The organism is Xanthobacter sp. ZOL 2024, assembly GCF_052932325.1.
Window position 1 is genome coordinate 4,198,130 of the sequence record NZ_CM128808.1, and the last position, 22,470, is coordinate 4,220,599.

Below are 22,470 nucleotides of genomic sequence, written 5' to 3' on the forward strand. Positions count from 1 at the left end.
GCGCGTCACGCCGCCAGACACCGCATGAAAGTGGCGACATCCACATTGCCCCCCGACAGCACGATGACCACCGTGCCGCTGGCCTTCAGCCGGCCTTCCAGCAGCGCCGCCAGCGCCACCGCGCCGCCCGGCTCCACCACCAGCTTCAATTCGCGGAAGGCGTAAGCGACGGCCCGTGCCACTTCCGTGTCATCGGCCGCCGCTGCTTCCCCCACCAGTTCGCGGGTGATGGGAAAGGTCACCGCTCCCGGCGTGGGCGCCAGCAGCGCATCGCAAAACGAGCCGGTGGCCTGCGCATTGCGCTCGCGCTGGCCGCTGCGAAACGAGGCGGCGTGATCCTCGAAGCCGGTGGGCTCGCAGGCGACGATGCGGGCGGTGGGCACGCGGGTGCGGACCGCCAGCGCCAGCCCCGCTACCAGGCCGCCGCCGGAGGTGTTGGCGGCGACGAGATCGGGGGTGAGCCCCAGTGCCGCCAGGTCTTCCAGAATCTCCAGCCCCACCGTGCCCTGCCCGGCGATCACATCCGGATCGTCATAGGGCGGCACCAGCACCGCACCGCGTTCCGCCGCGATGGCGGCGGCGATGGCGTCACGATCATCCCGGGTGCGGTCGTAATCCACCACCTCGGCCCCCAGGGCCAGGGTGCGCTCCCGCTTCAGGGCCGGGGCATCGCTGGGCATCACGATCACCGCCGGCATGCCCAGCAGCGCCGCCGCCGCAGCCACCCCCTGAGCATGATTGCCGGACGAGCAGGCCACGACGCCGGCGGCCCGCCGGTCCTCGGCAATCTGCGAGATTCGGTTATAGGCGCCGCGAAACTTGAAGGAGCCGGTCCGCTGCAGCGTTTCCGGCTTCAGGAACACGCGCGCACCGCAGTGATCGCTGAGCACCGGTGAGAACACCAGCGGTGTACGCACGGCCACCCCCTTGAGGCGCTGGGCGGCGGCATCCACGTCGGCGGCGATGGGAAGGATCGGCGAAGGATTCATGATCCGGAAGCTACCCGACGGCGCAGGCGAAGGCGATAGCGCCGCGCGATGGGGCCGATATCGTGTGCCACCAGCACATTATCGAGGAATTGACGGGCGCTCTCCCGCCAGGTGTAGTGCTCGCCGAAGCGGCGGGCCGCGGCGGGGGACAGTTCCAGCGCCCTGAGGCAGGCGGTGCGCAGGTCCTCGTCCAGCACGCCCACCGGCTCGGTGGCGTCCGCCAGCACGTCGGAAGGGCCGGTAACAGGATACGCCGCAACCGGCAGGCCGCTGGCCAGCGCCTCCAGCAGCACGATGCCGAAGGTGTCCGTGCGGCTGGGGAAGCAGAACACGTCGCAGGCGGAATAGACCTGGGCCAGATCCTCGCCCTCCTTGGGGCCGAGGAAATGGACATCCGGATAGCGGGCCTGCAGGCTCTCCAGCGCCGGCCCGCCGCCCACCACCACCTTGGAGCCGGGCAGATCGAGATCGAGGAAGGCCTCGATATTCTTTTCCACCGCCACCCGCCCGACGAACAGGAAGGCCGGCCGGGGAATGTTCAAGGTCGCCTCGGGCCGCGGCCGAAACAGGTCGGCGTCCACCCCGCGCGACCAGCGCATCAGCCGCTTGAAGCCGCGCGCCGCCAGATCCCGCTCCAGCGAGGCGGTGGAGACCATGACGCCACCGGCGGCATTGTGGAACGAGCGCAGCCAGGCATAGGTCCAGCGCTCGGGCACCGGTGCGCGGGCCGAGAGATATTCCGGGAACTTGGTGTGGTAGGAGGTGGTGAAGGTGCGCCGGCTGGCGATGCACGCCCGCCGCACCAGCATGCCGATGGGCCCCTCGGTGGCAATATGCACGAAATCCGGCTGCATGGCCTCGATCCGCCGCATGATCATGCGCGGGGTGGCCAGCGCCAGGCGAATCTCGCTGTAGGACGGCATGGGTAGGGTGCGGAACTCCTGCGGCGACAGGAACTCCAGATGGGCGCCGAGATGCTCGGCCTCGCGGGCGGTGTACTCCAGCGAGCGCACCACGCCGTTGATCTGCGGATGCCAGGCATCCGTCGCAATGAGAACGCGCATCAGGCGGCCGCCTGGGCCCCTTCCACCAGGTCCGAATCCTTGCTCGGCAGGGTTTTCAGATTGCGGGTCCAGCAGATGATCTCCATGCGGCCGTCGTCGTGCTCGGCGATGGCTGTGCAGCTCTCCACCCAATCGCCGCAGTTCACATAGCGCACCCCGAACTGGTCGTGAATAACCGCGTGGTGGATGTGGCCGCAAATCACCCCATCCACCTCATTGCGCTTGGCCTCGTCGGCCACCGCCTCCTCGAACTTGCCGATGTAGTTGACGGCGTTCTTCACCTTCAGCTTGGCCCACTGGCTGAGCGACCAATAGGTGAGCCCCAGCTTGCGCCGCACGCGGTTGACGTAGGTGTTGGTGGTGAGCGCCGCCGAATAGGCCCAGTCGCCGAGGAAGGCGAGCCACCTGGCGTGGCGCACCACCACGTCGAACACGTCGCCATGAATCACCAGGTATCGCTTGCCGTCCGCCGCCTCGTGAATGGCGGTCTCCACCACCTCGATACCACCGAAATGGGTGCCGTAATAATCGCGCAGGAATTCGTCGTGATTGCCCGGCAGGTAGACGATGCGGGTGCCCTTGCGGCCCTTGCGCAGCAGCTTCTGCACCACGTCATTGTGCTTCTGCGGCCAGTACCAGGAGGAGCGCAGCCGCCAGCCGTCGACGATGTCACCCACCAGATAGATCACATCCGCATCGTGATACTTGAGGAAATCGAGGAGAAGCTCGGCCTGGCACCCCTTGGTGCCGAGATGGACATCCGACAGGAAGAGAGCGCGATAGCGTCGCGCATCCGCAGTGTCGCTCACGCCATGACCTCCGCACGTTGAACCTGATCCACGCTGCACCTGATCATCGTTGCACTCGATCATCGTGCACCCCCACCAGCGGTGCCCACACGCCACGGCGTTGTCGTCGCGCTCCGCGCGCCGCCCCGAAGGAGACTGCGTGGGAGTTATCCGGAGTCCTGTTTCCCTTTTATGACGCACGCGCGAAAAACGGAAGCAGCCCCGGCTGATTTTTGGCCATGCCTTGTTTTAATGCAGTAGTTCTTGCCGTCACTTGGAAGACGGCTAAGTGTCCACACACCAACATACCGGCACGCTGCGGCACTGATGCTATGATCTCAACCGATTATTACCATCCACCCCGCCACATCGCGCGCGCCGCGCGCCACCGCGCGACGAGGTCTAGACGGTGCCTCGCCATCACCCTCAATGCCCTAGAGGAAGGCGCCATCTACACTCGCGGCTCGGCCGCAGGCTCCGGCCATTGACCGCGGGCAGCACGCACGGCAGCGTGCAGCCCGCGCGCGACGCGCTGCGGAGCCAGAGGAGGCACGGGCATGAAATTGGTACGCTTCGGAGCACCGGGGGAGGAACGTCCCGGGCTGGTGGATGCCCAAGGCCTGATCCGCGACCTGTCGGCGGTAATCAAGGATTTCGACGGCGCCGCGCTGGCGCCCGCGGCCCTGGCGCGTGTCGCCGCCCTCGACCCCGCCGGCCTGCCGCTCGCCCCGGCGGGCGCGCGACTCGGCCCCTGCGTGCCGCGCCCCGGCAATTTCATCGCCATCGGCCTCAATTTCGCGGACCACGCCGCCGAGACCAACATGGCGATTCCCACTGAGCCGGTGGTGTTCAACAAGGCGCCCAACTGCATCTGCGGACCCCATGACGATGTCATGATCCCCAAGGGCGCCACCAAGCTCGACTGGGAAGTGGAGCTCGCCTTCGTCATCGGCACCCGGGCGCGCTATGTGGAGGAGAAGGACGCGCTGGCCCATATCGCCGGCTTCTGCCTGTGCAACGACGTCTCCGAGCGGGCGTTCCAGATGGAGCGGGCCGGGCAATGGACCAAGGGCAAGGGCTGCGAGACCTTCGGCCCCCTCGGCCCCTGGCTGGTGACCCCGGACGAGATGGGAGACCTCGACGCCCTGCCCATGTGGCTCGACGTCAACGGCACCCGCATGCAGGACGGCTCCACCCGGACCATGATCTTCCGGATCCCCTTCCTGGTGCACTATCTCAGCCAGTTCATGGTGCTCGACCCCGGTGATGTCATCACCACGGGCACGCCGCCCGGCGTCGGCCTGGGCCACAAGCCGCCGCTCTTCCTCAAGGCGGGCGATGTCATGCGGCTGGGCATCGACGGGCTCGGCGAGCAGCGCCAGACGGTGGTGCCCTTCCAGCCGTAACCGCCGCCCTCCGCCGCCATCGCCCCCGAGGCGCGATGGCGGCGCCGCGCGCCGGCTCACTGCACCGTGGTGTGCGCCAGCCAGCTCTTTACCGCCCGCAGCGCCTCGCCCCGGTTGCCGGTGCGATGCTGGGCCTCCTGGAACACCGCCAGCTGCACATCGGCGCTGGTGCCGCCTTCGGCGATGGCGCGGGCGTGCAGCACCGGATCGAGGCAGCCCAGTTCCTCGGCATCGCTGGCCACCAGATTGACCAGCCCCTCCACGCAATCGCGCACCGAGACCGCCCGGCGCTGCGCCAGATCCACGAACGAACCGTGCACCCCGTAGCGCTGGGCCCGCCACTTGTTCTCCCCGGCGATGGCGCGATCGACGCTGCTCACCTCGCGATTGTGCTGCGGATTGCGCACCAGGAATCGCACCAGGGCCCGATACAGGGCCGCGATAGCGATGCTGTCGGCCACCCGGGTGCAGCTGTCCGGCGCGCGCAGCTCCAGGGTCGGCAGCTTGCGGGAGGGGCGCACGCTCCACCACACATAGCTCGAATCCTCGATGGCCCGCGCCTCCACCAAGGCCCCCACATAGCGCTCATAAGCGGCGTGGTCCTCGAACATCTCCGGCAGGCCGGTGCGCGGCAGCTCGTCGTAGGCGGCGAGCCGGTAGCCCATCAGCCCGGTGTGCTTGGAGCCCCAGAAGGGCGAAGAGGTGGCGAGGGCGATGAAATGGGGGATGTAGGGCACCAGGCGCCGCATCACATCCACCCGCTGGTCCGGGTCCGGCAGTTCCACATGCACGTGGAGGCCGCACACCATGTTGCGCTCGCCCAGCATCTTCAGATCGTTCATCAGGCCGCCGTAGCGCTGGGCCCGGTTCGCCCGGGCACCCTCCCAGCTGGCGGTGGGGTGGGTGCCTGCCGCCATCACCGCCAGGCCATGGCGTTCCGCCACCCGGCCGGCGCTGTGGCGCAGCTCCTGCAGCTCATCCAGTGCGGCCTGCGCATCGGTGGCCGGCTGTGTCGCCACCTCGATCTGCGATTGCAGCATCTCACCCGTAACGGCCGCGCCCAGCTCCTCGCGCAGATGATCGTGGAAGCCGGTGGGCATCCGCCGCTGGATCGCCATGGACTCCCCATCGACGACGAAGAACTCCTCTTCGATTCCGAATCGGTAGCACTCCGACATTCCAGCCTCCAATATTTTTATGAAACACCCCAGCGAACATCCCATCAGTAACGCAGGATGGCGTAACACTGGAGCAAAATCGGTCGAAAATGGGGCGATCAAAAAATAACATCAACAGCGATGCGCGCACAAGATCTTACCGCAGCGCACGCAAAAAGATGCAGAACAGCAAATTCTGTTACGACTTATTCAAAATAAATATTTTCGTGTAGAAAACAGTCAAAGACGCTGGTTTTCACCCAAAAGCGGCAAGGTGCTTATATGGCGCCTCGCGCCGCCTCCACCAAGGCGAGCGCCGCCACGGCCGCCGTGTCGGCCCGCAAAATCCGTGGCCCGAGCGAGAGGGTGACCGCCCGCGGCAGCAGGCGCGCCCGCTCCTCCGGCGCGAAACCCCCTTCCGGGCCGATGAGCACGCTCACCGGGCCGGCGGGCGCGGCCCGCAGGGCGGCGATGGGATCGGACGTGACCGCCGCCTCATCGCAGAACACCAGCACCCGATCCGCCGGCAAGGTCTCAAGCCACGCCTCAAGGGATCGCGGCGCAGCCACCTCCGGCACGCTGAGGATGCCGCACTGCTCCGCCGCCTCAACGGCGTTCGCCGCCATTCGTTCCAGGTTCACCCGCGAGACCTGGGTGTAGCGCGTGATCACCGGAGAGAGCAGGCCCGCGCCCATCTCCACCGCCTTCTGCACCATGTAGTCCAGCCGTGCATGCTTCAGCGGCGCGAAGGCATATTCCACCGTGAGCGGCGCCGGCTGGGGCCGCAGCAGCCGCTCCACCTCCAGGCGCACCTCCTTCTTGCCCCCCGCGCTGCGCCGCGCCAGCCATTCCCCATCCCGGCCGTTGAACAGCAAAAGCGCACCGCCAACCGGCAGGCGGATGACGTTGCCCACGTAATGCGCCGGTTCCGGCGCCAGGGTGAGGGCGACACCTGCCGCCAGATCATCGGGCACATGAAGGCGCTGGGTGCGAAAATCATAATCGGGCATGAGGTGTCCTTTCCGCTCCCGCCCTGAGCACGCCCCACGGCGGATGGCAAGGCCCACCTGTCGGCGGCACCGGCAGCCGCTGAGGCACGCCCTGGGGCAGAGGCACGCCCTGGGGGCAGAGGCACGTCCGGGGGAAAGAACACGGCGCCCACGGCGACGCGGCACGCCGGCACATGCCAGGGCCGAAACTGGAGGACATGGCGCACTGCGGGCGCCAGGGACCGAGCCCCGCCCCACAGTGCGCCATAGAGGGGCAGCTCGCCCCAGCCGTTCCCCTCTGCCGCCTGACCGGCCCCACCACAATACCACGATGAAGACGCGGTGCATCCCTCGAAATGGGGATGACCCGCCCCCGGGACTGCGGCAGCGCAGACGCGCGCCCTGCCCGGCCAAGATGCACACGCCTACAGGCCGCGCACACGCTGGCGACGTGTGCGCGGCCTGTCGGTCGAAACTGCAACCCGAAAGCGGATGAAGCTCAGTAGAGGCTGCTGCGGGTGACCGGCTGCGGGGCTGGCTTCGGCCGCGCGACTGCCGGCTTGGCGGTCACCGGCTTGCCCGTCGCCGAGGCGGGTTTGGCGGCGGAGCCGGGCTTCTTCGGCTTCGGCGCCCCCGAGGCGAGCTGCGCCACCCGCTCCGGCATGGGCTTGTTCATGGCGATGAGCTGGGACACGGTGACGAAGTGATAGCCCTTGGCCTGCAGCGCATCCAGCACCCGGGGCACGGCCGCCACGGTGGTCGCGTGAATGTCGTGCATGAGGATGATGCCGCCCGGACGGGTCTGGGCCATCACCTTGTCATAGATGGCCTGAGCGTCCCGGTTCTTCCAATCCAGCGAGTCGGCGGACCAGTAGACCATGGCCAGGCCGAACTTGTTCTCGATGTGCCGGCGCAGCCCCTGCGACATGGCCCCATAAGGCGGACGCAGATAGACGGGCGCCGCCCCGGTGGCCGCGCGGATGGCGTCGGAGGTCATCTGGATCTGGCGATCCGCCTCCGCCTCGCTCACCTTCGGAAGCTGCGGGTGGTTCCAGGAATGGTTGCCGATCTCGTGGCCCGCCGCCGCCATCTGACGCAGCAGCTCGGGATTCTCGCTGGCGCGCGTGCCGACCACGAAGAAGGTCGCCTTCACGCCCCGCGCCGCCAGAATTTTCATCAACTTCGGCGTGGTTTCCGGATTGGGGCCATCGTCGAACGTGATGGCGATATAGGGACCGTCCACATTGACCGAGGTGTAGGCCGGAAAGCGGAAGCCCCTGGTGGGGGCGATCGCCGGCGCCTGCATGGGCGCGCTGGCACTCTCCTCCGGCGCCTGTCCCGCCACCGCCGCCGCGGCAGCCGCGGCCGCAGTCACCGAAGACGCGCTCGTCGATGATCCCTGCGCGGACGACGCACTCGCCGGCGCCACCCGCGCCGGAGCTGCGGCGGCCTGGGCCACGACCCGCGGCGCGGCGGAGGTCGCGCGCGCTCCCAGGCCGTCCGCCGCCGGGGCGACGACAGGCGTGGAGGCGACAGCGGGGACCGAAGCCGACGATTGCATCTGACTATAGGCGAGGCCGACGCCCAGGATACCCGACGCAAGAAACGTCGACACGGCCCAAAAAGTTCTCACAGCGCCCGCTTTCCAAACTGATCGTGGGGACGATACGCCACTTTCAGACGCTCTCTATGGACAAATTATGAAGCGCACCCAATCTTCCCGCGCATGTGGCAGCCGGAACACGTTGGCAGTGCGGCACTTAACGACCGCAGAGCGGCGCCGGGCCTGCAGTTCGCAGGGGCCCCGCCCCGATCAAGCACAACCCACATGGGAGCCCTGCACAAAGCGCGCAGCCTGCGCCAGCGTGCCATGACGGGGAGACCCCACCCCTTTGGCCACCCTTCGCCTGCCCTGGCCGCCCTTGCGCCTCCCCCCACTCGGTGTTCCACTTCGGTCATGGAACATGATCGTCCGCTCCTCCCGCCCGATCTGGTGCAGGTGCATCCAGGTCTGGGCATTCTGCGTCTCGCGGCCCTCCTTGCGGAGGGCGGCGCCGCCGACGACGACACGCTCGATCTCATGTTCGAGCAGATGGAAATCGGCGCCTTCGACGGGCTCGCTCCTGCGGAGATGTGGCCCGAGCTGGCTCGGGGACTGATGGCGACGGAGCCCGGCACCATGATCCGTGCCCTCCACGACTGCGGCGTGCTGGAGATCATCCTGCCGGAGGTGGACACCTTGTTCGGCGTGCCGCAGATCTCCGATGATCCTGGCGAGGTGGATCTCGGCGAATTGCTCATCAACGCCTTGAACGAAGCCGCGCGCCGCGAGGCGCCACTGGCGGTGCGGGTGGCCCTGCTCACCATGAACGTGGGCAAATCCGACTCCCCGCGCGAGCACCTGCCCGCCCATTACCGCCACATGGAGCGCGGCGCGCCGCGTATCACGGCCATCTGCGCGCGCTTCACCCTGCCGGTGGAATGCCGCGAGCTGGCGCTTCTGGCGCTGCACGAATGCGAGCGGGTGCACCGCACCTCGCAGGTGCGGGCCGGGCCGGTGGCGGCCATGCTGGCGCGCATCGGCGCATTCGAGCAGCCGGCGCGTTTCGAGGCGCTGATGAGCGTTTGTACCTGCGACTATTTCGGCCATGGCGGGCGCCAGGAGGCCGCGTACCCGAAAGCCGCCCTGCTGCATCGCGCCTTGGCCGCCTGCGCCGGCGTCAGCCCCGACCTCGGCCGCGAGGCCCGCCAGGAGGCTCAGGCCCGCGCGATCGCCGCCGCTTTCCGCTCGGAACGCTGGAGCAGCACCGACGACGTGGCCTCCGACGACACGCCCCCCGACGACGCCTGACCCCGCGGGCGCCGCCAGACGGCACCCGCGACCTTCAAGGCCTTACACGCTGTGATCGCGGATGGAGGCGAGGATCAGCCGCGCGATGAGCCACGCGAGGAACGTCACCGCAGCGACACCGAGCAGGATGCGCAGCCGATGGGGCAGCGTGGACTCGATCGGCACCGTCGGTGAAACCACGTTCACCACATAGATTTTCTGGTGCTCCGACTGCAGCACGGCGGTCTGCACCATGGCGGCCGCGGAATTGTACTTCTGCTGCGCCAATTGCATGTTGATGTTCAAGAGCTTGAACTGGCTGATAAGGGGCGCCAGCGCATCGGTGCGGCCGGTCAGACGGTTCTGCTCGGTGCGGATCTGCGATTCCAGCGACGCCAGCATGTTGCGGATTTCCACCGCGCGCGGGGACTCGGGAGACGAATTGCTGGTGAGCGCTCCCAGTTCCGCCCGCTTCACCGCCACCTGCTCGCGCAGGGAGGAGATGATCTGGCCGAAGCTCGCGGCCTCCTCGCTCGGATCGAGCATGCCGTTCTTGATCTGAAGATCGGTCAGCGCCAGCATCGCCATGCGCAGGCCGTCCTCCGCCTCCGTCAGCTGGATCTGCGCCAGCCGGATGGTGTCCGAGCGCGCGCGCTCGTTGAACTGGTTCACCATCTTTTCGCTGACGCGCGCCAGCTCCTTGGCCATGGCGAACGCCGTTTCCGGATCGTAGGCGTCGGTGGTCAGGGTGATCTGCCCTTCGATATCCGAATAGGACACCGAAATGTGCTGCAGATAATTGCGGTAGCGCTCCTCATACTGCGCTTCCGGCGACAGCCTGTGGAACCAGTCGAGCTTGCCGGAGGTGAACCGCTTGCTGAGATCGAGGCTCTTCTCAAGCTCATCAAACGCTTCGCGCGAACGGATGAAGTTCACCACGGCGAAGGATTCGTCGATCGCGCGCTCGGCCACCGTCTGGCCCGAGCTGCTCAGCGCCGCCGCCATGCCCTGCATGGAGCCGCCGGCATTGGCGACATTGTTGGCCGGGTTGCGGATCGCCAGAACCGTATCCACCTGATAACCATCGGGGGCGATCAGATAGAGGTAAGTCGCGGCCGTCAAAATCGGCAGAGCGAGAAATAGGCGATTGAAGAGCTTGATATTGCTCTGCCAGAACTCGCGGATCGCCAGCCGCTGACGCAGCGGCAGCTGCTCCTCGCGCTGCGCAGCGAAATCGTCCCCCGGGACCTTCAGCCAGCTGAAGATCGACTTGACGTTGCTCTCCTCATGCGGGACCTCGCGGTCGTGCGTGGGCAGCGGCGTCGCCTTGCGCGGGCGCAGATTCAAGGGGCTATTCAATCGAAACCTCTTTGCGCTCTAATACTCATTCTGGTCCGTCCGGGCCGATCAATCAAGCACCTTGGCGCGATCGCCTGTCTTGAAGGCTTGGATCGCGTCATGCTTGTTGGCGAAGGTCCGGAGCGTTCCTCCCTCGAGGAGGTGAATGTCGTCACACAGCTCTCGATAGGCGATGATATTCTTGGTGACGATAATGAGACTGTGCGTGGACTTCCTCTCCACGAACAGCTCCTTGAAATGATCACGAAAGTGCTTCGACCCTCCGGTCAGAAGATCATCGGCGATATAGCAGTCGAAATCCAAGGCGTAACATAGGCTTGCCGTGCCCCGGATGACCAGATCGGCAGGCACCTCCGACAGCGGTCGGTCGAGATCCTGACTGCGGATCTTTCCGATTTCCTTAACGGCCTCCAGCATGTCCGGTGCCCAGGCACCATAGAGGCCGGACACGATGCGCACATTCTTCCGGAGGGTCAGCTCCCGCCGGAAGATGTCGCGCGCGCCGGTGGGCCACGAGACGCTCATGCCGCGCACGATCCGTCCGGCATCGGCCCGCATGTTGCCGGTCAGCAACTGCACCAGGGTGGATTTGCCGCTGCCCGACGCGCCCAGCACGCCCACCACCCGGCCGCGCGGAAAGATGGCATTCATATCCTGCAGCACAGGAACGCGCTTGCCGCTCAGCCCCAGCGCCTTGGAAACACCGTGAAACTCGATGGACCCTTGGCCACGCAGAAGGTCGCGCGAACGCACCGGCAGCGGCACGACACCCGTGCCGGCGTCATCGTTGGCCGTCCGGCCGAGCCGGAAGTCCCCGATTCCAAACCGCGGCAGCGGCATGCGCCGACCCGGCAGATTGCGCCAAAGCGACCTCATCATCCTGTCTCCCACCCCACCTGTCGACCAACCTCGGGCGCTACACCATATTCTCCGTGAACGGGTCCGTCTCTTCCTGCGGCCGCTGGGTCTGCTCCTGTGCTTTGGCGCGCACCACCCGTTCCAGCATCAAGCCCAGCGCCAAGGTCACGAACACCACCGTCAACAGGAACTGCCAATCCCCAAGGGCCGTCTGGTAAGCCGCAAAATAGGCGTCACGCAGCAGCTCCATGAAATGGAACAGGGGGTTCGCCGCAAAGAACCACCGCCCCATGTAGGGCACTTCCGGCCACAGGAACATGATGCCACTCAGCCACATGGCCATGTGGAGCAGGCCGCCCACCACCACCTTCAGCGGCGGCGCATAAAGATAGATTGCACCCAGGCACAGACCGAACCCGAACGCCCAGATCCCCATCAGCAGACACAGCGCCAAAACCAGCTCCGGCCGCTCCAGACCCGGGGAGAGGCCAGCCAGATACACCGTCGCGAACGCGGCCGCGCCGATGCAGGTATAGATAAAGACATTAACCGCCGCGCGGGCCACCAGCACATCCAGGGAGGTGATCCGCGGATTATTGCGGAATGTCGCCTTCGCCGACTGCAAATTGGAAACCTGCCCCACCGTGGTGCGGAACAGCCAAAAAGTAATCAGCCCCGACAGCAAGAAAGGGGCAAGCGGCATGCCGTGATGGGTTGGCCGACCTGTCATCACGCGCAGCAGCAACATGCCACCAGCGATGAAAATCAGACCGCCCAGCTCCTCGATCAGGCCCAGGGTGCGGCGTGACGAACGCAGGGCGAACGTGGCGCTCAGCACCGCCCCCAGGCTGCGCACCTGGTTCTTCGTGGCTGCGACGAGGATATTGTCCACCCGAAAAGGCTCCTGAACAGGCTTTGGCGCATCACCGGCCACAGCCGACGACGAAGGACCTCAGGCTAGAGCCATAGGGTTAACAGCGTCACCTCGCCCCAGCACATCCCCCCGCTCCTAGCGCAGGGGCCGGTCGAAAACATGACGCAAATGTGGCGCGGACAGATGGCGACGCCCGCGCCCTGCCCGGCATCTGCTGGACGATAGTATGAATAGCCTTCCGCGTGGTTGTCGCATAGGTTGATCTTCGGAAGTGATCGGAACCGTGAGAATCGTCACCGGTGGTGCCCGCGACAATGCTGTCGCAGCCACACGCAAGGCGGCCCGAGGTCCGGCAGTTCCAGGGTGTTCTCGTGGACGGCAGGGGAGGTGCCGAAGCGTGGACCAGGATTCACATGTCAATTGAACCCGTCCCTTCACCGGGAGCGTGTGCCTGCTAGCCCGCCTGCAACGCGGCTGGAAGCGGGACGCGAGCCTTCCCTTGTGAGGTGAAGACGGACCCGCGGTTGCCCACCCCCGGTGCGATGGGTGCGGAACCGCGGTCGCGAGAGGCACGAACCTGCGTGCGGCATGGCCGGCGCGGGCGGGGGAAGTGTGTGTCTGCTGTGGTCGGTCTCGTGTGGACCTCGCGCGTCGCGTGTGGGGCGCGTGGACCTTGAGATGAGCCAGGGCCTTGAGATGACACGCGCGCCGCCGGGCGGGTCGGGGCATCCGAACGCCGCTGAACACGGCATCTCCGCGGCTCCGCGGAGCACGGGGAAAAGAATGGGCCCGCGAATGGGTCGCGAGAAGAGGAGGGACAGTCCAATGGACAATTCACTGGCCGACCGCATTGCGGCCAATCCAGACTATCAGCGCCTGAAATCCACCCGATCACGCTTCGGCTGGATTCTCACCATCGCCATGCTGATCGTTTATTATGGCTTTATCGTGCTGATCGCCTTCGACAAGCAGGTGCTCGCCGCCCGCATCGGCGCCGGGGTGATGACCTGGGGCATTCCGATCGGCTTCGGCGTCATCGTCTTCACCATCCTGATCACCGCTGTCTATGTCCGCCGCGCCAACGGCGAGTTCGACACGCTGTCCGAGAAGATCAAGGCGGAGGTGCTGAAGTGATGACCGCCCGCAACCTGCTGGCCCGCGCCAGCGCCACCATCACCCTCGCCCTGCTCTCCGCTCCGGCCTTCGCCGCCGGCGGCGATCTCGGCGCCACCGAAAAGCAGGCCACCAACTGGACCGCGATCATCATGTTCGCGGTGTTCGTGGTAGGCACCTTGTTCATCACCAAATGGGCGGCTGCCCGCACCAAGTCGGCGGCGGACTTCTACACCGCCGGCGGCGGCATCACCGGCTTCCAGAACGGTCTCGCCATCGCCGGCGACTATATGTCTGCAGCCTCCTTCCTCGGCATTTCCGCCGCGGTGATGACCAATGGTTATGACGGCCTGATCTATTCCATCGGCTTCCTGGTGGGCTGGCCCATCCTAACCTTCCTGATGGCGGAACGCCTGCGCAACCTCGGCAAGTTCACCTTCGCCGACGTGGCGGCCTTCCGCTTCGCCCAGACCCCGGTGCGCGTGTTCGCCGCCTCGGGCACCCTGGTGGTGGTGGCCTTCTACCTGATCGCCCAGATGGTGGGCGCCGGCCAGCTCATCAAGCTGCTGTTCGGCCTCGACTACTGGATCGCGGTGGTGATCGTCGGCATCCTGATGATGATCTATGTGCTGTTCGGCGGCATGACGGCCACCACCTGGGTGCAGATCATCAAGGCCTGCCTGCTGCTGGGCGGCGCCACCTTCATGGCGGTGATGGTGATGCTGGCCTATGGCTTCAGCCCTGAGAAGCTGTTCGCCGCTGCGGTGCAGGTGAAGACCCAGATCGCCGCCGCCAAGCCGGGCACCACGCCCGAGGCCGCAGCGGCCGCCGGCCAATCCATCATGGGCCCCGGCAACTTCATCAAGGATCCGATCTCGGCCATCTCCTTCGGCATGGCGCTGATGTTCGGCACCGCCGGCCTGCCGCATATCCTGATGCGCTTCTTCACCGTGCCGAGCGCCAAGGAAGCGCGTAAGTCGGTGATGTGGGCCACCGCCTGGATCGGCTATTTCTACCTGCTCACCTTCATCATCGGCTTCGGCGCTATCACCTTCGTGCTGACCAATCCCGAGTTCCTCACCGGTCCCGGCGGCGGTCTCATCGGCGGCGCCAACATGGCGGCGGTGCACCTGGCCCATGCGGTGGGTGGCAACGTGTTCCTCGGCTTCATCTCGGCGGTGGCGTTCGCGACCATCCTCGCGGTGGTGGCGGGTCTCACCCTGTCCGGCGCCTCGGCGGTGTCCCACGACCTCTATTCGACGGTGTTGAAGGGCGGCAAGGCCGACAGCAAGTCGGAGCTCAAGGTCTCCCGCGTCACCACGGTTTGCCTCGGCATCATCGCGGTGCTGCTGGGCATCGCCTTCGAGAAGCAGAACATCGCCTTCATGGTGTCCCTGGCCTTCGCGGTGGCGGCCTCGGCCAACTTCCCGGTGCTGTTCATGTCGGTGCTGTGGAAGGACTGCACCACCAAGGGCGCGGTGATCGGCGGGTTCCTGGGGCTCGCCTCCTCGGTGATCCTCACCATCCTGTCGCCTTCGGTGTGGGAAGCCACCCTCGGCAATCCGGCAGGCTCGGCGCCGTTCCCCTACACCTCGCCGGCCCTGTTCTCGATGATCCTCGGCTTTGCCGGCATCTGGCTGTTCTCGAAGATCGACAACAGCGCCCGTGCCCGCATCGACCGGGCCGGCTTCGAGGCACAGGAAGTGCGCTCGGAAACCGGCATCGGCGCGGCGGAAGCCTCGGCCCACTGAGGCGTCATGCCTGAGCCGGGTTCACCCTCGGCGGACGGATCGGGACTTCAGGGAGCCCCGATCCTCGCCGAGCCGTCCGACACCGGACGGCTCAGCTCCCGGCGCCACGCGCGCCGGGAGTTTGTTTCGTTGATGACCGCCCATGTGCGCGATGCCCATGTGCGCAAGCCGCTGTTCGTGGATGGCGAGACCGATATCGTCAGCCTCTGCCGCAGCCTTTCCGCCCACGGCCTGACCGATGCCCTGGTGCGCGACGGCGAACGCATCGGCGTGTTCACCACCACCAATCTGCGCGATGCGCTGCTGCGGGATACTCCGCCGACCCAGACGGAAGTGCGCGCGGTGGCCACCTTCTCCCCCTGGGCGGTGGACCTCGACGACGAGCTTTACGAGGCCATGCTGCTGATGCTGCGCCACCGCATCCACCGGGTGGTGGTGCGCGAGGGCGATGCCATCGTCGGCCTGCTCAGCCAGATCGACCTCATGGCCTTCATGGCCAACCATTCCCATCTCATCGCCCTGGAGATCTCCGAGGCGCCGGACCGGGCCGCGCTCAAGGCGGCGGCGCGGCAGATCGATGCGCTGATCGCCATGCTGCACGAAGATGGCGTGCGGGTGGAGGTGATCGGTCGGCTGGTGGGCGAGCTCAACCGCCAGCTGTTCCAGCGCCTGTGGGAGCTGGTGGCGCCGGAGCCGCTGCGCGCCCACGCCTGCCTGCTGGTGATGGGCAGCGAGGGCCGCGGCGAGCAGGTGATCAAGACCGACCAGGACAATGCCCTGATCCTGCGGGACGGCTTCTGGTGCGACGACATCGCCACCATCACCGGCGCCTTTACCGAGGCGCTGATCGACTTCGGCTATCCCCCCTGCCCCGGCGGCATCATGCTGAGCCGCCCCCTGTGGTGCCAGCCTTTGTCGGGCTTCAAGGACACCTTGCGGCAATGGCTGTTCGGCGGCATCGCCGATGGGCCGATGAATCTCGCCATCTTCCTCGATGCCACCGCCGTGGCGGGAGATGCCCAGCTGCTGGAGGCGGCCCGTGCGCACTTGGACTGGCTGCTGCAGGATGATGCCAGCTATCTCGCCCGCTTCGCCCAAGCGGTGGACCAGTTCAGCGAGGGTGGCGGCTGGTGGTCGCGCCTGCCCGGCCTGCGGGGCCGCTCGGCCGCGGAGATCGATCTGAAGAAGCTCGGGGTGTTTCCCATCGTCCATGGGGTGCGGGCACTGGCGCTCGAATATCGCCTGCGCGCGGTCAGCACCACCGCCCGCCTCAAGGCGCTGGCAGCGGAGGGCCACCTGGAACCGGAGATGGCCCGCGACCTCACCGATGCCCTGCACCGGCTGATGGATCTCAAGCTGAGCAACAATCTGCGGCAGATGGCCGAGGGACGGGCACCGGGCAACACCATTCCCCTGAGCGCGCTCGGCACCCTCGATCGGCAGGCGCTCAAGGATTCCCTGGCCATCGTGCGCGGCTTCAAGCAGTGGCTGTCGCGCCACTACCGGTTCGACGCCCTATGAGCGCGCGCGGGCGACATGGCGGCGAGGGGCCGCGCACCGATGTGCTGGTGGCGCTGTTCGCCGCCGGCGTTCTGGCGTTCAACTTTCCCCTGCTCTCTTTGTGGAGCGGCGCGCGGACGGTGTTTGGCCTGCCGTTGCTGCCGGTGGCCCTGTTCGCCATCTGGGCCGTCCTCATCGCCGTGCTGGCCTGGGTGAGCGAGACCGGCGGCGGGCGCCGGCACGGCGCGCCGGCATCAGCGGCCCCGCGGACCTGGCCGGAGGGCGCCGCCACGGACGCGCTGGCGACGGAGGGCAGCGGCGTGCCAGCCAGCGGCCACCGCCCGGAAGACCCGTCGGCGGCACGACCGGGGCGGCCATGATTCCGGCCGCCGTCGTCCTCAGCCTGTCCATCGGCTACCTGGGCCTGCTGTTCGCCATCGCCGCTTTGGCGGACCGGCGGGCGGCGCAAGGCCGCTCGATGATCGCCAACCCCTGGGTCTATGCCCTCTCGCTGGCGGTCTATTGCACGGCCTGGACCTATTTCGGCAGCGTCGGGCGGGCGGCGGCGGGGGGCATCTGGTTCCTGCCCATCTATCTGGGGCCGACGCTGGCCATGCTGCTGGCATGGATCGTGGTGCGGAAGATGATCCGCATCGCCCATACCTACCGCATCACCTCCATCGCCGATTTCATCGCCAGCCGCTATGGCAAGAGCCCCCTGTTGGCGGCACTGGTCACCCTGATCACCGTGGTGGGGATCGTGCCGTACATCGCGGTGCAGATCAAAGCCATCTCCGCCGGCTACCAGATCCTGACCGCCGACGGCCGCGAGGGGTGGGACGGCACGCTGGTGGTGACGCTGGCCCTCGCCGGCTTCACCATCGCCTTCGGCACCCGCCACCTGGACAGCGCCGAGCGCCACGAGGGCATGGTGGCGGCCATCGCCTTTGAATCCGTGGTGAAGCTGGCGGCCTTCCTGGCGGTCGGCCTGTTCGTCACCTTTGGCCTGTTCAGCGGCCCGGCCGACATCTGGGCCCGGGCGCAGGCCCAGCCCGAGCTGGCGCGGCTGTTCTCCGCTGCACCCGGCCAGTTCGATTCGGTGCAGTGGTTCGCCCTTACCGTGCTGGCGCTGCTCTCCGTGCTGATGCTGCCGCGCCAGTTCCAGATGATGGTGGTGGAATGCACCGATGAGCGGCATGTGAAGCGGGCGGCGTGGGTGTTCCCCGCCTATCTGCTGCTCATCAACCTGTTCGTGCTGCCGGTGGCCCTGGGCGGGTTGCTGCTGCTGGACCCCGGCCGGTTCGATCCGGAAAGCTACATTCTCGCCTTGCCCCTCGCCGAGGGCGCCCCGGCGCTGGCGCTGTTTGCCTATGTGGGCGGCCTTTCGGCGGCCACCGGCATGCTGATCGTCGAAACCGTGGCGGTCTCCACCATGGTCTGCAACGATCTGGTGATGCCCACCCTGCTGCGGCGCGCTTCCATCCGCGCCCGCCAGGGGGGCGACCTCACCCGGCTGCTGCTCAACATCCGCCGCGCCGCCATCGTCGGCGTGCTGCTGCTCGGCTATCTGTATTTCCAGGTCGCGGGCGAAGCCTATGCGCTGGTGTCCATCGGCCTCATCAGCTTTGCCGCGGTGGCCCAGTTCGCGCCCACCCTGCTGGGCGGGCTCTACTGGCGCGGCGCCACCCGGGCCGGCGCCTTCGCCGGGCTCATCGGCGGCTTCCTCATCTGGGCCTACACCCTGATGCTGCCCTCGGTGGCGAAATCCGGCTGGATCGCCGACGATTTCGTGCGCGAGGGGCCGTTCGGCCTGGCGCTGCTGGCGCCGGAGCGGTTGTTCGGCCTCGCCAGCCTCGACAATCTCACCCACGCCTTGTTCTGGAGCCTGCTCGTCAACATCGCCCTTTATGTGGGCGCCTCCCTGTGGCGCGCGCCCTCCGGGCGGGAGGCGAGCCAGGCGCATCTGTTCGTGGACGTGTTCAGCCGGCCGGCGGAGGCGGGTGCGCCGGTGTTCTGGCGTGGCGCGGCGCGGCTCGACGACCTGATGGGGCTGGCCACCCGTCTTCTGGGGCCCGAGCGGGCCCGCGCCCTGTTCGAGGCCCAGGCCCGCGAGCGCGGCCTCGCCGACATCCAGGCCCTCACCCCCGATGCCCGCCTGGTGGACCAGGTGGAGCGGGGCCTCGCCGGGGCGGTGGGCAGCGCCTCGGCGCGGGTGCTTGTGGCCTCGGTGGTGGAAGAGGAGCCCCTGGCCATGGAGGATGTGCTGCAGATCCTGGACGAGGCCTCCCAGGTGCGTAGCTATGCCCGCGCCCTGGAGACCACCAGCGCCGAGCTGCGGGCCGCCAATGCGCAACTGAAAACCTTGGACCAGTTGAAGGACGATTTCGTCTCGTCCGTCACCCACGAGCTGCGCACCCCGCTCACCTCCATCCGCGCCTTCTCCGAGCTGATGCTCGATGCCCCTGACCTCGATGTGGCGCAGCAACGGGAGTTCCTCGGCATCATCGTCACCGAGAGCGAGCGGCTGGGGCGGCTGGTGAACCAGGTACTGGACCTGGCCAAGCTGGAATCGGGCCTCGCCGACTGGCACACGGAGGATGTGGACCTCGCCGCCACCATCCGCGCCGCCATCGCCGCCACCTCCGAGCTGTTCCGCGCCCGCGGGGCGCAGGTGCTGCCCCACCTGCCGGAACGCGCGCCCCTGGTGCGGGCCGACAGGGACCGGCTGACGCAGGTGCTCATCAACCTCCTGTCCAACGCCGCCAAATTCGTGCCCGAGGGGGCCGGCCGGGTGGATGTGCGGCTGACGGTGGAGCCCGACGCGGTGGTGGTGGCGGTGTCCGACAACGGTCCGGGGGTACCGCTGGCCGAGCAGGCCACCATATTCGAGAAGTTCCGCCAGGGCGGTGATGCGCTCTCGCGGCCATCGGGAACCGGACTTGGGCTTCCGATCAGCCGCCAGATCGTGGATCATCTGGGGGGACACATGTGGCTGGTGTCACAACCGGGTGGCGGCGCGACCTTCGCGTTTCGACTGCCCCTCCAGCCCTGAGGAGGAAACGCCATGGAACTGCTGCGCGCCGCCGAAGCCGGCCCCTCACCCAAGGTGCTGATCGCCGATGACGAGCCCAACATCGTCGTTTCGCTGGAATTCATGATGAAGCGCGAGGGCTTCCAGGTGCTGGTGGCGCGCGACGGCCCGCAGGCGCTGGAGACCATCCGCCGCGAACACCCGCGCCTGGTGCTGCTGGACGCCACCATGCCCGGCATGACCGGGTTCGACGTGTGCGAGGCGGTGCGGGCCGATGCCGGCACCCGCCACACCCGCATCCTCATGCTCACCGCCAAGGGCCGGGAAACCGACATGGCCCGCGGCGTCGGCGCCGGGGCCGATGCTTATGTCACCAAGCCCTTCTCCACCCGCGAGCTGGTGCAGAAGGTGAAGGACATGATGGCCGGTGACGGCCCCGGGCGCGAGGATCCCGCCGCATGAAGCTCGACCGCGCGCGGCTGCTCGCCATGCTGGCGCCGGGGCTCGCCCTGGCGCTGTGGCTGCTGCTCGGCGCCGCGGCCTTCCACGCCACCCTCGCCCCACCGGTGGCGGCGGCGCTGGGCGCCCTCCTCGCGCCGCTGGCCGAAAGCCATGGCATGCTGCTGGTGGGCTGGTGGCTGACGGCGGCGGCCGCCGGCGCCTGGCTGGTGCACCGGCTCGCCGACGTCTATGTGGCCGCCCCGGCCCGGCTGGCGGAAGGCGCCCGGGTGCTGGTGGAGGATGATGGCGCGCCGCCGGTGATCGGCGCCGGCAGCAGCGCCAATGGCGCGCTGGCGGAAGCCCTCAACGCGCTGTGCGCCCAGCGCCGCACCCTCAAGCAGGACATGGCGCGGCTGGTGGAAGAGGCGAGCCGCACGGTGGCCCAGCAACGCGACCAGCTCGGCGCCCTGCTGGCGGAGCTGCAGCAGAGCGTGGTGGTCTGCAATCTCGAAGGGCGGATCCTGCTCTACAACGCCCGCGCCCGGGCGCTGTGCCAGCGGCTCTCGCGCGCCCCGGGGGCCACCGCCGGCGCCGAGCTCATCGGCCTTGGCCGCTCCATCCATGGGGTGATCGACCCGGCATTGATCAGCCACGCCCGCGAGGGCCTCGACCGGCGCATCGCCCGGGGCGAGCCGACCCCGGCGGCGCGTTTCGTCACCCACACGCCCTCCGGCCACCTGCTGAAAGTGAGCCTCGCGCCGGTACGTTCCGCCCAGCCCGACGCACCGGCGACCGGCTTCGTCCTGCTGCTGGACGACATCACCGAGGATGACGAGGCCGAGGCGCACCAGAGTCAGCGCTGGCTGGCCCTGACCGAGGCCGGCCGCTCGGCCCTCGCCAACATTCAGGCGGCCCTCGACATGCTCGACTATCCCGATCTGGAACCGCCGGACCGGGAGCGCTTCCACCAGGTGGTGCGTGATGAGGTGGTGACCCTGGGGGATCGTTTGTCGGCGCTGGCCGCCGACGCCGCCGAGACCCGCACCCGCTGGCCGCTGGAGGAGATGCACGGGGTGGACCTGATCGCCGCCGCCGCCCACGCCATCGGCGCGGAAACCCAGCAGGCGGTGGCCACCCAGGCCGTGGATGCGGCCCTGTGGCTGCGCGTCGACAGCTTCGCGCTGATTGCCGCGCTGGTGTTCCTGGCCCGCCTCACGGCCACCGGCCGGCCTGGTGGCAGCGTCGAGCTGCGGCTGTCACGGGCGGATGGGCGCGCCCACCTGGATCTCTTGTTCGCCGGCGGCGCGGTGGTCTCCACCGGCTGGCAGAACGCCCCCCTGGGTGGCAGCGCGGGAGCCGCCTGCGGCACGGTGCGCGAGGTGGTGGAGCGGCACGGCGGCGAAGTCTGGCTGGAGCATGAGCGCCAGGGCGCGGCGGCACCGCGCGCCCTGTTCCGCTTTCTGCTGCCCCTGGCCGCGGGCGGTGCAGAACCGGCGCCCATAGCCCTGGAAAGCCGGCCGGAATTCTATGATTTCGACCTGTTCGCGGCCGGCGACGGCGGCCACGCCCAGGACGCCCGGACGCTGGAGAGCCTCGCCTACACGGTGTTCGACACCGAGACCACCGGCCTCGACCCCGCCGGCGGCGACGAGATCATCCAGATCGGCGCCACCCGCATCGTCAATGGCAAGCTGCTGCGCTCGGAGTGTTTCGACCAATTGGTGGACCCGCGCCGCTCCATCCCCGAGGCGGGCATCGCCATCCACGGCATCCGCCCGGCCATGGTGCGGGGCCAGCCCACCATCGCCGAAGCGCTGCCAGCGTTCCACGCCTTCGTCTCCGACACGGTGCTGGTGGGCCATAATGTGGCGTTCGACCTGCGCTTCCTGAAGCTCAAGGAGGAAGCGACGGGCATCCGCTTTGAACAGCCGGTGCTCGACACCCTGCTGCTGGCGAGCGTGACCCATCCCAATGCCGAGAGCCAGAGCCTCGATGCCATCGCCGCCCGGCTCGGCGTCACCGTCAGCGGCCGCCACACCGCGCTCGGCGATGCGCTGGTGTGCGCGCAGGTGTTTCTCAAGCTGCTGCCACTGCTGCGCCAGCAGGGCATCCACACCCTGGGCGATGCCCGCGCCGCTTCCGAGGCCTCCTATTATGCCCGGCTGCGCTATTGACCGGCCCCACGCCTCGGAAGGCGCCTAACAATTAGGCACAGGGGCGCTCGCCACACATGCATTCAACCGGCTCAGCGTCCCGCTGCGATGACCAATTTCCTTTTTGAGAAAAGCTGATAGCGACGCTGGCGCAGTTGCATACCATT

At 67.7% G+C, this 22,470-nt stretch carries 18 protein-coding genes; 9 read left to right on the forward strand and 9 right to left on the reverse strand.

The annotated features are described in order from the left end of the window. Positions 1-5: 5 nt before the first annotated feature. From ACU4E7_RS19240 to ACU4E7_RS19250, 3 genes are read right to left on the reverse strand one after another with little or no spacing between them, the layout of a single operon-like run. Entirely contained in the window at positions 6-989 is a 984-nt protein-coding gene (locus ACU4E7_RS19240; protein WP_238122935.1) for a threonine/serine dehydratase, read from the reverse strand. Further along, positions 986-2,053 carry a glycosyltransferase family 4 protein gene (locus ACU4E7_RS19245; RefSeq protein WP_273546341.1) on the reverse strand — a complete coding sequence of 356 codons (1,068 nt, stop codon included), beginning with the start codon at positions 2,051-2,053 and terminating at the stop codon, positions 986-988. Before ACU4E7_RS19245 ends, ACU4E7_RS19240 begins: the two co-directional genes overlap by 4 nt. Next, entirely contained in the window at positions 2,053-2,862 is an 810-nt protein-coding gene (locus ACU4E7_RS19250) for a UDP-2,3-diacylglucosamine diphosphatase (RefSeq protein WP_238122936.1), read from the reverse strand. The genes ACU4E7_RS19245 and ACU4E7_RS19250 overlap by 1 nt, the downstream gene beginning before the upstream one ends. A 536-nt stretch (positions 2,863-3,398) precedes the next feature. Between ACU4E7_RS19250 and ACU4E7_RS19255 the strand changes: the two genes are divergently transcribed. Next, positions 3,399-4,247 carry a fumarylacetoacetate hydrolase family protein gene (locus ACU4E7_RS19255; protein WP_447019839.1) on the forward strand — a complete coding sequence of 283 codons (849 nt, stop codon included), beginning with the start codon at positions 3,399-3,401 and terminating at the stop codon, positions 4,245-4,247. Between the two features lie 56 nt (positions 4,248-4,303). On the opposite strand, the gene ACU4E7_RS19260 is transcribed toward ACU4E7_RS19255, so the two are convergent. The 3 genes from ACU4E7_RS19260 to ACU4E7_RS19270 all read right to left on the reverse strand — a co-directional run bounded on the left by ACU4E7_RS19260 (position 4,304) and on the right by ACU4E7_RS19270 (position 8,008). Continuing rightward, positions 4,304-5,425, reverse strand: a complete 1,122-nt coding sequence (locus ACU4E7_RS19260; RefSeq protein ID WP_238122938.1) for a carboxylate-amine ligase — start codon at positions 5,423-5,425, stop codon at positions 4,304-4,306. A gap of 257 nt (positions 5,426-5,682) precedes the next feature. Continuing rightward, positions 5,683-6,414 carry a 16S rRNA (uracil(1498)-N(3))-methyltransferase gene (locus ACU4E7_RS19265; RefSeq protein ID WP_238122939.1) on the reverse strand — a complete coding sequence of 244 codons (732 nt, stop codon included), beginning with the start codon at positions 6,412-6,414 and terminating at the stop codon, positions 5,683-5,685. 478 nt (positions 6,415-6,892) lie between these two features. Further along, a complete protein-coding gene (locus ACU4E7_RS19270; RefSeq protein WP_447019840.1) occupies positions 6,893-8,008 on the reverse strand; it encodes a polysaccharide deacetylase family protein in 1,116 nt (371 codons plus the stop codon). 342 nt (positions 8,009-8,350) lie between these two features. On the opposite strand from ACU4E7_RS19270, the gene ACU4E7_RS19275 reads away from it, so the two are divergent. Next, positions 8,351-9,244 carry a tRNA nucleotidyltransferase gene (locus ACU4E7_RS19275; protein WP_238122941.1) on the forward strand — a complete coding sequence of 298 codons (894 nt, stop codon included), beginning with the start codon at positions 8,351-8,353 and terminating at the stop codon, positions 9,242-9,244. Between the two features lie 42 nt (positions 9,245-9,286). Here the strand turns inward: ACU4E7_RS19275 and ACU4E7_RS19280 are convergent, their stop codons facing one another. From ACU4E7_RS19280 to ACU4E7_RS19290, 3 genes are all read right to left on the reverse strand, one after another. Continuing rightward, a complete protein-coding gene (locus ACU4E7_RS19280; RefSeq protein WP_447019841.1) occupies positions 9,287-10,570 on the reverse strand; it encodes a hypothetical protein in 1,284 nt (427 codons plus the stop codon). 60 nt (positions 10,571-10,630) lie between these two features. Beyond that, positions 10,631-11,422: an ATP-binding cassette domain-containing protein gene (locus ACU4E7_RS19285; RefSeq protein WP_447019842.1), complete on the reverse strand. Its 792-nt coding sequence runs from the start codon at positions 11,420-11,422 to the stop codon at positions 10,631-10,633. 76 nt (positions 11,423-11,498) lie between these two features. Then, positions 11,499-12,332 carry an ABC transporter permease gene (locus ACU4E7_RS19290; RefSeq protein ID WP_447019843.1) on the reverse strand — a complete coding sequence of 278 codons (834 nt, stop codon included), beginning with the start codon at positions 12,330-12,332 and terminating at the stop codon, positions 11,499-11,501. A gap of 807 nt (positions 12,333-13,139) precedes the next feature. On the opposite strand from ACU4E7_RS19290, the gene ACU4E7_RS19295 reads away from it, so the two are divergent. The 7 genes from ACU4E7_RS19295 (at position 13,140) to ACU4E7_RS19325 (ending at position 22,324) form a co-directional block, all read left to right on the forward strand. Then, positions 13,140-13,448, forward strand: coding sequence for a DUF485 domain-containing protein (locus tag ACU4E7_RS19295; RefSeq protein ID WP_238122945.1), 309 nt, complete (start codon positions 13,140-13,142; stop codon positions 13,446-13,448). Further along, on the forward strand, positions 13,448-15,178 hold the full coding sequence (locus tag ACU4E7_RS19300; protein ID WP_238122946.1) for a cation acetate symporter: 1,731 nt from the start codon (positions 13,448-13,450) through the stop codon (positions 15,176-15,178). Before ACU4E7_RS19295 ends, ACU4E7_RS19300 begins: the two co-directional genes overlap by 1 nt. 132 nt (positions 15,179-15,310) lie before the next feature. Next, positions 15,311-16,699, forward strand: a complete 1,389-nt coding sequence (locus ACU4E7_RS19305) for a putative nucleotidyltransferase substrate binding domain-containing protein (protein WP_447019844.1) — start codon at positions 15,311-15,313, stop codon at positions 16,697-16,699. Continuing rightward, complete coding sequence (locus tag ACU4E7_RS19310; RefSeq protein WP_447019845.1) at positions 16,696-17,058, forward strand: hypothetical protein; 363 nt, start codon at positions 16,696-16,698, stop codon at positions 17,056-17,058. Before ACU4E7_RS19305 ends, ACU4E7_RS19310 begins: the two co-directional genes overlap by 4 nt. After that, positions 17,055-19,730 carry a sodium:solute symporter family transporter gene (locus ACU4E7_RS19315; protein WP_447019846.1) on the forward strand — a complete coding sequence of 892 codons (2,676 nt, stop codon included), beginning with the start codon at positions 17,055-17,057 and terminating at the stop codon, positions 19,728-19,730. The genes ACU4E7_RS19310 and ACU4E7_RS19315 overlap by 4 nt, the downstream gene beginning before the upstream one ends. A 12-nt stretch (positions 19,731-19,742) precedes the next feature. Beyond that, entirely contained in the window at positions 19,743-20,171 is a 429-nt protein-coding gene (locus tag ACU4E7_RS19320) for a response regulator transcription factor (RefSeq protein ID WP_447019847.1), read from the forward strand. Continuing rightward, positions 20,168-22,324, forward strand: coding sequence for an exonuclease domain-containing protein (locus ACU4E7_RS19325; RefSeq protein ID WP_447019848.1), 2,157 nt, complete (start codon positions 20,168-20,170; stop codon positions 22,322-22,324). Before ACU4E7_RS19320 ends, ACU4E7_RS19325 begins: the two co-directional genes overlap by 4 nt. Positions 22,325-22,470: the final 146 nt, after the last annotated feature.